Source organism: Sphingomonas sp. FUKUSWIS1, assembly GCF_000733135.1.
Taxonomy (GTDB): Bacteria; Pseudomonadota; Alphaproteobacteria; order Sphingomonadales; family Sphingomonadaceae; genus Sphingomonas; species Sphingomonas aerolata.
In genome coordinates this window covers 7,738-8,226 of sequence record NZ_JPJC01000149.1, presented here as the reverse complement: position 1 = coordinate 8,226, position 489 = coordinate 7,738, and the positions used below count along the sequence as shown (strand labels likewise).

The 489-nt window shown below is 68.1% G+C and carries 1 protein-coding gene; it reads right to left on the bottom strand.

Translation table 11 applies throughout. The annotated features are described in order from the left end of the window. Window positions 1–489: glucuronate isomerase (locus sphsw_RS10020; RefSeq protein ID WP_031440497.1), on the bottom strand; the 489-nt coding region annotated here is incomplete at both ends.

Below are 489 nucleotides of genomic sequence, written 5' to 3'. Positions count from 1 at the left end.
GATGATGCGCGTCGAGGCTGTCATGCGCGCCTTCGGTGGTGGCGAGGAAATCGATCCGGAACCGGTCGAACAGCGTGCGCGGGCGGAACGCCGCGGTCGCGAGCTTTTCCCCGATCGTGTCGAAATACAGGTCCGCGGTCGCCGGCTCGAACGCGACGTCGAACCCGAACACCTCGGCGAACACATGGTCGAGCCACATCCGCGACGGCGTGCCGCGGAACAGCGCATAATGATCGGCGAGCAGCCGCCACGCCGCGCGCGGATCGGCGCTCCGCGTGCCGTCGCGCCGCGCGATCGTCAGCGCGTCGAGATCGACGCCCTGGCTGTAGAGCATGCGGAACAGATAATGATCGGGCGCGAGCAGCAGCGACGTCGCGTCGGTCCAGTTGGCATTGTCGGCGAACCAGGTCGGATCGGTATGGCCGTGCGGGCTGACGATCGGCAGGTCGGCGATCTCCGCATAGAGCGTGCGGGCGATCGCGCGGGTGG